8 protein-coding genes and 1 tRNA gene are annotated in these 10,419 nt (G+C 73.9%); 6 read left to right on the forward strand and 3 right to left on the reverse strand.

Going from position 1 to position 10,419, the window contains the following annotated elements; genetic code table 11:
* Positions 1 to 186: 186 nt before the first annotated feature.
* A complete protein-coding gene (locus ACFWOG_RS35550; protein WP_355404661.1) occupies positions 187 to 1,677 on the reverse strand; it encodes a Cys-Gln thioester bond-forming surface protein in 1,491 nt (496 codons plus the stop codon).
* Positions 1,678 to 3,243: 1,566 nt separating this feature from the next.
* Here ACFWOG_RS35550 and ACFWOG_RS35555 point away from each other — a divergent pair.
* A tRNA-Arg gene (locus ACFWOG_RS35555) sits at positions 3,244 to 3,319 on the forward strand.
* 213 nt (positions 3,320 to 3,532) lie between these two features.
* On the opposite strand, the gene ACFWOG_RS35560 is transcribed toward ACFWOG_RS35555, so the two are convergent.
* Positions 3,533 to 4,228: a TetR/AcrR family transcriptional regulator gene (locus ACFWOG_RS35560; protein WP_380363449.1), complete on the reverse strand. Its 696-nt coding sequence runs from the start codon at positions 4,226 to 4,228 to the stop codon at positions 3,533 to 3,535.
* 109 nt (positions 4,229 to 4,337) lie between these two features.
* Here ACFWOG_RS35560 and ACFWOG_RS35565 point away from each other — a divergent pair, with 109 nt between their 5' ends.
* The 3 genes from ACFWOG_RS35565 to ACFWOG_RS35575 all read left to right on the forward strand — a co-directional run bounded on the left by ACFWOG_RS35565 (position 4,338) and on the right by ACFWOG_RS35575 (position 6,638).
* Complete coding sequence (locus tag ACFWOG_RS35565; protein WP_380363451.1) at positions 4,338 to 4,919, forward strand: GNAT family N-acetyltransferase; 582 nt, start codon at positions 4,338 to 4,340, stop codon at positions 4,917 to 4,919.
* A 190-nt stretch (positions 4,920 to 5,109) separates the two neighbouring features.
* On the forward strand, positions 5,110 to 5,922 hold the full coding sequence (locus ACFWOG_RS35570; RefSeq protein ID WP_329949369.1) for an enoyl-CoA hydratase/isomerase family protein: 813 nt from the start codon (positions 5,110 to 5,112) through the stop codon (positions 5,920 to 5,922).
* A gap of 128 nt (positions 5,923 to 6,050) precedes the next feature.
* Entirely contained in the window at positions 6,051 to 6,638 is a 588-nt protein-coding gene (locus tag ACFWOG_RS35575; protein ID WP_329949368.1) for a hypothetical protein, read from the forward strand.
* Between the two features lie 88 nt (positions 6,639 to 6,726).
* Here ACFWOG_RS35575 and ACFWOG_RS35580 read toward each other — a convergent pair whose 3' ends face one another.
* Positions 6,727 to 7,944 carry an acyl-CoA dehydrogenase family protein gene (locus tag ACFWOG_RS35580; protein WP_380363454.1) on the reverse strand — a complete coding sequence of 406 codons (1,218 nt, stop codon included), beginning with the start codon at positions 7,942 to 7,944 and terminating at the stop codon, positions 6,727 to 6,729.
* Positions 7,945 to 8,058: 114 nt separating this feature from the next.
* Here ACFWOG_RS35580 and ACFWOG_RS35585 point away from each other — a divergent pair, with 114 nt between their 5' ends.
* On the forward strand, positions 8,059 to 8,688 hold the full coding sequence (locus ACFWOG_RS35585; protein WP_329881962.1) for a TetR family transcriptional regulator: 630 nt from the start codon (positions 8,059 to 8,061) through the stop codon (positions 8,686 to 8,688).
* A 127-nt stretch (positions 8,689 to 8,815) separates the two neighbouring features.
* Positions 8,816 to 10,279 carry a cellulase family glycosylhydrolase gene (locus ACFWOG_RS35590; protein ID WP_380363457.1) on the forward strand — a complete coding sequence of 488 codons (1,464 nt, stop codon included), beginning with the start codon at positions 8,816 to 8,818 and terminating at the stop codon, positions 10,277 to 10,279.
* Positions 10,280 to 10,419 lie beyond the last annotated feature (140 nt).

The following is a 10,419-nucleotide window of genomic DNA, read 5'->3' on the forward strand; positions in this document are numbered from 1 at the left end:
GGCCCGCGTGCCCGCCCCCCCCGGCCCGGGGGCCCCCCACCGGGCCCGGCCCGGCCCCCCCCCCCCGGTGGGGGGGGGGCCCGGGCCGGGTGTCAGCTCCTCGGCGCCTCGGGCGGAGGTGCCCCGGGTCGAGACGCCTCGGGTAGAGGCGCCCCGGGTAGCGTAGGTGCTTCAGGCAGAGGCGCTTCAGGCGGCGGTGCCACCGTGGCGGCCACGACGGCGCAGCAGGAAGACCGCGGCACCGCCGGCCACGACCAGACCGCCGGCGACGGCGGCGATGATCGGGGTGGCGTCGCTACCGCCGGTCGCGGCCAGGCCACCGGTGGTGCCGGGGGCCGAGCTGGTGACCGCCGGGGCGGGCTGGGCGGCCGTGGTGCTGACGGTCGCCGACGGGGTGGGGGTGGCGCTCTTGGTCGCCGACGGGGTGGTGCTCGGGGCCGGGGTGGTCGGCGCCGGGGTCGACGGCTTGGCCGTCGGGGTGGGGGTCGGCGTGGTCACGCTGACCGTCTTGCAGTCCAGGATGCCCTTGAAGTTCTTGGTGAAGCCGTTCGGGCCGGTGACGGTGATGTCGTAGGCGGTGTCCTCGGCGACCGGGACGACGACGGTCTCGATCTTGCCCGGCTGGACGGTGAGGTCCTTGCCCGGCTTCACCGAGACGGTGGCCGCCTCGTCGCCGCCGTTGGCGACCGACACCTTGACGCCGTTGGCGACGCACTCGACCACGGCGGTGCTGTCGATCAGCGCACCCTTGGCGGCCTTCCAGGTCGCCTTGGCGGAGTCCTTGACGCTGAGCTTGGTGGAGCCCGCCAGGATCATGGTCTGGCTGTGCTTCTCCGGGGTGTAGCCCTTGCTGAGGAAGACGCGGCCGCTGGGCACCACGGTCTCGGCGGCGGCGTTGACCGTGGCCGTGCCGTCCGGGGTGTCGGCCGGGACGTCCAGCCACAGCTGGGTGTCCTTGGCGACCGGGCCGGCCAGGTCGGCGACCGGCTTGCCGTCCTTGTCGACCAGCTTGACCTTGTCGGCGGCGTCGCCGGCGAGCGCCAGCTTCACCTCGTTGGCGCTGGAGTTGATGGTGAACGGGCCGAGCTTGGTGCCGGGCTTGCCCGACACCGAGTCCGGGGTGAGGCTCAGCGACGGCTTGGGCTCCGCGGCTATGCCCTTGTTCTTCTCGCTGACCAGGTAGTCGCGGAGCTGCTTGGCCTCGGCGTCGACCGGGGTGGCGTTCTTGCCGTCGGAGAACTTCCAGATCGCGGCCTGGGTCCCGGCGGCGGCGTCCTCCTTGGTGAGCTCGCCCTTGACGCCCGCGTCGGCGGCCAGCTTCTTGAGGTCCGTCACCTGCGGGTAGGAGTTCTCCAGGATCCAGCGGATCTTGGAGGCGTCCTGAGCCTTCTCCGGGCGGCCGAGCGAGCTCGACTTCCAGTCGGACTCGCGGTACTCGATGGCCTTGGTGATGTCGACCGGGTGGTCGATGTCGATGCAGTACGTCTTGATCTCACCGTCGGCCGTCTTGAGGGTGAACAGCCCGCCCTGGATCGAGTGGCCGCCCTCGATGGCGATCTCCTCGCTCATCATGGTCGGCTGGACCACTGCCGTGACACCGTCTCCCGGCGCGTCGGCCGCAGCCGCCGCACCGGCTGCGAACAGGCTTCCGCCCAGCGCAACGCTGGTCGTGAGCATGACAGTGGTGATGCGCGGAAGACTCCGCCCATGCCTCTGGAACATCTGGGATCCCTCCGGGCCGGGCCTTGCCGATGGCAGCCCGCCTTGCTTGCCGCGCCCCCTGTGGCGCTGCTTCACGATGTGAACCAGACGAATCCTATTGAGCCCCAGGGGCCCGGAAACCCCCATGCGAAATTAGGACGATTCCGTATCTGTATCGTTATCAACGCTCCCAGTATCCACACAAGCTGACGCCCTGCCAGAAAGTCTGGATCTTTCTCTTAACCGGAACGGGATTGCACGGGCGGTCCCAACAACCTTCTCGATCAACATATTTGTCGACAGTCAAGGCGCTCGCCCGCCGCCCCGCCCGCCGCCGGTCGACACCCCCGCTTCCCTCGCACGACACCTGCGCGACCCCCAACACCGCCGTCACCAAGCCCCTCCCCGCCCGTAGGACGCCCACGATCCGCCCCGGCACGGCCTCCCCGCGACGAGTCCGAGCCCACGCCCCGCAGCCCCGGCGCCACCCGCAGGCCCGCCCGGAACGCCCCTCCCCCGCGCGAACGTCACCGCCCCGCAGCTCGGATCGTGTCCGACCGACCGTTCGGCGATCTCGCCTCCGGCCCACCGGCCGCCTCCGCCGCCCACTCCCGCCCCCTCAGCCTCCCGCCCACCACCGCCGGGTCACCCTTCGTCAGCGCGCCGGACGGACGCCCCGCCGAGGCCCGCCGGTACCCACCCGCGCAGGCCGGCGCCCGCCTCGGACCGCGCCGCCACCCGCGACACCCCGCCGTCCGCCCGGAGCTCTCCGGCCGGGTCGGGCCGCCGCCCGGTCGGCGCCGGTCGGACGTGCGCGGTCGCACTCCGCCGGACGCCCGGATGCGACCCGCCGCCGCGGCGGCATTCCCGATCATCGTCATGACGGTCTCGTACACAGCCACGCTCCGCTCTCCCGGTTGCACCGTACGGAATCGACCGGTGCGCGTTGAGAGTGCGCTTCTCGGGGAAATCCGTACCAGGGGGATCGGAAATCCTGTGGACAACTCGGGGCTGTGGAAAACCACTGTCACTCTCAGGGGTGAATTTCAGCCTTTGTGTGACCATCAGGCCCCCGATCTGCGGGTCCATGACAACAATCGCCCCGGATCGCCGCCCGACCCCGGACACCCCCACGGGCGGCCCGCCGACCGTCCGCGCACGTCATCCGACCGAACGAACCCGAATGCGGCCCCCCACCCGCGCCGGGGCCGGCCTCGACCGCGGCGCTTTCTCCGTGCCGAATCCATAACGGGTGGGGAGACAGCCCCGTAACGACTGCACAACGTCCGGCGCGGAACACCGCCAGACCGCTGCACTCACGGCCTTCACCTGCGATTATCGGACCGCTCCACCGAGGCCGACACACCAACGGCGGTGTCGTTACGCCCGACCGAGGATCGAGACACCCTTATCCTGTCCCGACAGGGCAAGGGCCCGCCAACCCCCACACCCCACCCTCAGGCACGGGGACGGACAACGGGCGCCACGCGCCCGCCGCCCGGTCCCGGCAACGGTCACGCCCATCAGGGTGCCGCCCGTCCCGCCCCCATAGCTCAGCGGATAGAGCACCCGCCTTCTAAGCGGTAGGTCGCAGGTTCGAATCCTGCTGGGGGCGCCACACTGTTTTTCCCGCAGGCCACCGCAGGCGCCGGACCCGTCATCGCGCCCCCCGCCGCCGTGAATCCCGGGTACCCACCGCGCATATGCCGTGACCATCCGTGTCATGACCGCGGACAAAAACACGGCGAAAAGGGGATACCCCGAACTACACCCGGCGGAATGCCCGTTTCGGGCCTTACGCCGCGGCCGGACATCACCGCCCGGCCGCCGATCAGCCCGGGCGAACGGCCCCGACGACCCCACCCGCCCCGCCCGCCGCACCCGCCCCGTCCGCGGTGGCGGCACCCGCCGCCGCCGAGGCCGCCAGGCCCACCAGATAGGCGTCCAGCAGCGCCACCTGCCGCTCCGGCGGGAACTCCGCCGGAGCGAACAGCGCCTGCACCACCAGGCCCAGCGCGAAGGCCTGGGCCCCGGCCGCGAGCTGCGCCGCCGGCGCCTCCGCCGACAGCTCCCCGAGCCGCTGCGCGGCCTCGACGTGCTCCGTCATCGCCGCACGGGCCCGCCCGTACCGCGCCGCGTGCGCGTCGGCCAGGTCCGGATCGGCCAGCGCGACGTCCCAGGAACCGACCCAGATCCGGTTGCCGGCCACCGCGGCCGGGTCCAGCGGCAGGATGTCCAGCAGCGCCGCCCGCAGCCGGGCCAGCCCCTCGGGGGGCGGCGGGCTGCCGTCGGCCGGCGCGGCACGCCTCGGCCGCGCGCCCGAGCGCCGCTCCAGGACGTCGAGCGCGTGCGCGACCAGGGCCTTCTTGCTCGGGAAGTAGTGGGTCAACAGCCCGGTGCTGGCCCCCATCTCGGCGGCCACCGCCCGCAGCGTCAGCCCTTCGAAGCCGCGGGTGGACAGCACCCCCCACACCGCCTGCGAGACCTCGGTGCGGCGGGCGTCATGATCTCCACGGGCCGGCGTCATGGGGCTATCTTACGTACCAAACGTTTGTTATGTATGGACGAAGCACGATCACCCGTGCGAACGACCCGGACCGACCGCGTCCGCCCGACGCGCCACGAAAGGCCAGCCCATGTTCGCCCTCCCCCTCGCCGAGAACGCCGTGCTCCGCCCGCTGGAGCCGTGGCAGGCCCCCGAGTACCTGGCCCACATCGAGCGCGGCCGGGCGCACATCGACCGGTGGATCGGCTGGGCCGCCCTGGCCACCGACCTCGAGTCGGCCCGCGCCGTCCTGCAGCGCTACGCCGACCGGCAGGCCGCCGACTCCGCCCGGCTCTTCGGGATCTGGCTGGACGGCACGCTGGTCGGCGGCGTGATGTTCGTGCAGTGGGACACCAAGACCGGCACCTGCGAGATCGGCGTCTGGACCGAGCCCGCCGCCGAGGGCCGGGGCCTGATCGGCACCGCCGTCCGGCTCCTGATCGACTACGCCTTCACCACCCGGGGCATGCACCGGATCGAGTGGCACAACCGGCCCGACAACGTCCGCAGCCGGGCGGTGGCCCAGCGGCTGGGCTTCACGCTGGAGGGCGTCATGCGGGAGAGCTACCTGCACCGGGGCGTCCACCACGACGGCGAGGTCTGGTCGATGCTCACCCACGAGTGGAAGCCCGCGGGCGGCCCGGCCGGGGCGGCGGAGGCTGCCGGGGCGTAGGGCGTCTCGGGGGCTTCGGGCACGCCCGGGGTTTCGGGGACACCCGGGGCTTCGGGGACGCCCTGACCGCACCGTCGGTCCGGGACCCCCGGCCCGGTGGGTGCACCCGGCGGGCCGGCGGCCCCGGACCGCACCGCGGCATCCGGTCCTGAGAGAGTGGCCGCACCCGTCCACCCTCCCGGAGGTGCCCATGGCCGCCAGGCCGCTGCTGACGCGGGACCGCACCCCGCTGCCCACCCACGTCGACGGCCTCAACGCCCACCTCGGCGAGGACGGCCTGGCGGTCCTGGAGTTCGACCGCCCGCACCGGCGCAACGCCGTCACCCTGGAGATCTGGCAGGCCCTGCCGAAGGTGCTGCTGCGCCTGGCCGAACAGCCGGGCCTGCGCGCCCTGCTGGTGACCGGCGCGGGCGGCACCTTCAGCGCCGGTGCCGACATCGACGAACTCGCCGGGGTCTACGGCGACCCGGACCGCGCCGACGAGTACCACGCGATCAACGTCGCCGCCGAGGAGGCGCTGGCCGCCTTCCCGCACCCGACGATCGCCGTGGTCCACGGCGCCTGCGTGGGAGGCGGCTGCCAGCTCGCGGTCGCCTGCGACCTGAGGTTCGTCGCCGAGGACGCGCGGCTCGGCATCACGCCGGCCAAGCTCGGCGTGGTCTACCCGGCGGTGCCCACGCTGCGGCTGGCCCGGCTGGTCGGACCGTCCCGCGCCAAGTACCTGCTGTTCTCCGGCGAGCTGCTGCCCGCCCCGGACGCCGCCGCGTTCGGCCTGGCCGACCGGGTCCTCCCGGCCGCCGAACTGGACGCCGCCGCGCTGGACTTCGCCCGTCTGCTGACCACCCGTTCGCCGCAGACCATCGGCGCCGTCAAGGCCGCCCTGGCCGTCGCCCCGGAGCAGGCCGCGGCGGCCCTCGCGCCCTGGGAACGCCGTTCCCGCGAGTCGCCCGACGTCCGGGAGGGGCTCGCGGCCTTCCTGGAGCGCCGGCCGCCCCGGTTCTGAGCCCCGCCGCGCCTCGGTCCGCCGCCCTCGCGGTATCACCGTGCCGCCGTGCCGCCGGACCGCCGCACGGCCGTCGATATGATCATCCGACCGTTCCGCCGCCGAGTCCGTCCTGGAGCCCCACCGCGATGACCGAGCCCACGCCCGCGACGATCCGGGCCCGGCAGATCACCGACGGCCTGGAGCCGAAGAACGTGATCATCTGCCTGGTCCTCCTGCTCGGCGGGGTGCGGTACGGCTGGAGCGGGCTCGGCTGGGCGGCGTTCGCGGCGCTCTTCGCGGCCGTGATCCCGACCCTGTTCATCCGGCGCGGCATCCGCAGGGGCACCCTTGAGGACCGGCACGTCGGCCACCGGCAGCGGCGGCTGACGGTCCTCCCGTTCGTCATGGGCTCGGTCGCGACGGCCTTCGGCGTGATGCTCGGCCTGGACGCGCCGGCCGACCTCACCGCGATCGTGCTGGCGATGTTCGCCTCGCTGGTCCCGATCCTGGTGATCACCGTCTGGTGGAAGGTCTCGGTGCACACCGCCGTGGCGAGCGGCGCGACGGTGTGCCTGGCGATCGCGCTCGGGCCCTGGTGGCTGCTGCTCTGCCCGCTGGTCGCGGCGATCGGCTGGTCCCGGGTGGTGCTGCGGGACCACACCACCGCGCAGACCGTCGTCGGCACGGTGGTGGGCGCGCTGTCCGCCGGGCTCGCCTTCTGGGCCGCCCGCTGAGGCCCGCCCCCCGGGGCATCGCGGACCCCGCAGGCACAGCGGACCCCACAGACGCCGCGGACCCGGCGGACTCCGCGGACCCCGCCGCTCAGCGGATCGGAAGTCCGGAGACCGCCCGGGCGATCACCAGGCGCTGGATCTCACTGGTCCCCTCGAAGATCGAGTAGATCGCGCTGTCCCGGTGCATCCGCTCGACCGGGTACTCCCGGGTGAAGCCGTTGCCGCCGAGGATCTGCATCGCCTGCGCGGTGACCCACTTGGCGGTCTCGCCCGCGTACAGCTTGGACATCGAGCCCTCGGCCGAGGTGAACGGCAGGTTGTTCGCGGCCATCCAGGAGGCCCGCCAGACCAGCAGCCGTGAGGCGTCGATCCGGGTCTTCATGTCGGCCAGCTGGAAGGCCACCCCCTGGTTGTCGATGATCGGGCGGCCGAACTGCACCCGGGTCCTCGCGTAGTCGAGAGCCACCTCGTACGCGGCCCGGGCGATGCCGATCGCCTGTGCGCCGACGGCCGGGCGGGAGGCCTCGAAGGTGGCCATCGCCGCGTTCCGCCCGCCCTTGCGGACGCCCTCCCGGGCCCGGGCGAGGCGCTCGTCCAGCTTCTCCCGGCCGCCGAGCAGGCAGTGCCCGGGCACCCGGACGGCGTCCAGCACCACCTCGGCGGTGTGCGAGGCCCGGATGCCGTGCTTCCTGAACTTCTGGCCCTGACTCAGCCCGGGGGTGCCCGGCGGCACCACGAAGGAGGCCTGCCCGCGCGCGCCGAGCGCCGGGTCGACGGTGGCCACCACCACGTGGACGGCGGCGATCCCGCCGTTGGTCGCCCAGGTCTTCGTGCCGTCGAGCACCCACTCGTCGGTGGCCTCGTCGTACACGGCCCGGGTGCGCAGCGCGGAGACGTCGGAGCCGGCGTCCGGCTCGGAGGAGCAGAACGCGGCCACCTTGACGTCGTCCGGGGTGCCGAACATCTGCGGCGCCCAGGTGCCGATCTGCTCGTCGGTGCCGTTGGCGAGCACGGCGACGGCGGCCAGTGTGGTGCCGACGATGGAGAGGCCGATGCCGGCGTCTCCCCAGAAGAGTTCCTCCATGGCGATCGGTATGCCCACGCCGGAGGGGTCGAAGTACTGCTGGGCGTAGAAGTCGAGCGAGTAGATGCCGAGCTTGGCGGCCTCCTGGATGATCGGCCAGGGGGTCTCCTCGCGCTCGTCCCACTCGGCGGCGGCGGGCCGCATCACGTCGGCGGCGAAGCCGTGCAGCCAGTCGCGTACGGCGAGCTGGTCCTCGCCCGGGTCCAGCGAGAAGGTGCTCATGGGTGCGTGCCTCCGAAGAAGGGTGCGGCCGACCGGGGTGTTACCTCGGGTAACATCGTCGGAGTCTGCTACTGCTTGGTAACCGGTGTCAACGCCCTAGCGAAGGAACAGCGCATGTCCCCAGAACCCCGCCGGGAGCAGTTGCTCAACGCCGCCGACCGGGTCGTCCAGCGCGACGGGCCCGGCGCCAGCATGAACGCGATCGCCGCCGAGGCGGGCATCACCAAACCGATCCTCTACCGCCACTTCGGCGACCGGAACGGCCTGATCAGGGCACTGACCGAGCGGCACACCGGCGGGCTGCTGGCCGCCGTCCGCGCCGCGCTCGCCGAACCGCTGGAGCGGCGCGACCGGGTCGAACACGTGCTGGACACCTACCTGGCCGGGATCGAGTCCCGCCCGCAGGTGTACCGGCTGCTCACCCACCCCGAGCCGGGCGACCCGAGCGGAGCCGGGAACGCGCTCGCGCCGGCGCTGCGCCAGATCGCCGAGGAGATCACCCGGGCCGTCGCGGGCCAGGTCGACCTCGGCGCCGACCGCGAACTCCTCGCCGAGGCCTGGGGGCGGGGCATCACCGGCATGGTGCTGGCGGCCGGGGACTGGTGGCTGGAGTCCAAGCCCTGCTCCCGGGCCCGGATGGTCCAGGCCCTCGCCGACCTGCTCTGGGGCCGGCTGGCCGCCGCGGCCGACCTGCCGACCGCCCTGTCCACCGGCTCGGCGGCGCCGGAGCCGACAGCCGGCTGAGGCCCCGCCTCCGCCCCGCCGCCCCCGCACCCCGCCGGCCCGGCGCCGACTCCCCACCGCACCCTTGTGCCGGACATGCCGGCCCCGGCATCATCGGGCCCCACCCTCCCCCGCTCCGGAGGTCCCGATGCGCCTGCGCCGCACCGCCGTTGCCCTCCTCCTCGCCGCCACCACCGCCGGCACCACGCTGTCCGCCCCACCCGCCGCGGCCCGGCCACCGCACCGTCAGGCGGCGTTCCCCACCGCCGCCGTCACCGGCCCGGACGGCCGCACCGACCCGGTCGACGCCTCCGGCCGCCAGCTCCGGCTGCGCGGCTTCAACCTCGACAAGTACGCCGAGGCCACCGAGCAGGACGTCGAGTCCCTCGCCGCCCGGGGCTTCACGCTGATCCGGGTGGCCGTCTCGTGGACCAGGCTGGAGCCCCGCCGCGGCCGGCTGGACCAGGCCGAACTGGGCCGTCTGCACCGGCTCCTCGGCTGGGCCGACCGGTACGGCGTGCTCGCCCTGGTCGACTTCCACCAGGACGTCTACGGCCCGAAGTTCGGCGGCGGCGACCGCGGCATCCCGCTCTGGGCGACCCGCGACGACGACCTGCCCTTCGAGGCCGACCCCGACGACTGGTTCGCCGGCTACTTCCAGCCCGCCGTCCAGGCCGCCTTCCGCCACCTCTACGACGACCCCGACCTCCGCGCCTGGCAGGCCGACTTCTACACCCGGCTGGCCCGCGAACTCCGCGGCCACCGCTCGCTCCTGGGCTACGACCTGTTCAACGAACCGTTCGGCCCGGTGGACGGCGACCCGACCGACCCCGCGGTGCTCGCCGCCGCCTCCGCCGCGCTGGAGCAGGGCCGGCTCGCCGACATGTACCGCCGGCTGATCGCCGCCGTGCGCCGGGTCGACCGGCGCGCCTGGCTGTTCGTCGAACCGACCGTCCTGGTCGGCCAAGGCGTGCCGACCCGGTTGCCGGGCTTCACCGACCCCCGCCCCGGCGCCCCCCGGCTCGGCTTCGCGCCGCACTTCTACGACACCGCCGTCGAGTCCGGCGCCGACTGGGACCCGGCCGGCGGCTTCGTGGAGGACTACACCGCCGCGATCGCCGCGTACCCCGCCGCGCACCGGTTGCCGGTGCTGGTCGGCGAGTGGGGGCCGCCCGACGCCCGCAGGCCCGGGAACGCCCTGCTGGTCCGCCGCCAGGTCGACGCCATGGACGGCTTCGCCGCCGGCTGGACGATGTGGTACTGGTGCCGGGGCGACGGCGGCTACTGCGCCCTCGATCCGGCCGGGCGGCCGGCCCCGGGCCACGGACCGGCCTTCGGCCCCTACCCGGCCGCGGTGGCCGGGACGGCCGCGCGCACCACCGCGGACGGCGCCTCGCACACCGTCCGGTGGGCCGCCGACGGCACCGGCCACGCCACCGAACTCGTCCTGCCCGCCGCCGCGTTCCCGGCCGGCGTGCGGATCACCGTGCGACCGGCCGGCGCACTGGTCGCGCTCGACCAGCCCGCCGGGGAGCGGGCCGGCACCGCCCGGATCCGTCTCCCGGGCGCCCGACCGGGCACCGCGGTCACCGTCACCCTCGAAGGGCGCTGACGCCCGGCGGCGGGTCCGCCGCCGGGCAGCGCCCCCGGTGGCGTTCCTAGGTGTACTGACCACGGAGGTTGGTGACAGGGCTCACGGCGTGGTGATCTTGAAATGAGTGAGGGCCTTCTGGCTCGGTGTGGATTGCGACA

The organism is Kitasatospora sp. NPDC058406 (genome assembly GCF_042722765.1).
Classification (GTDB): Bacteria; Actinomycetota; Actinomycetes; order Streptomycetales; family Streptomycetaceae; genus Kitasatospora.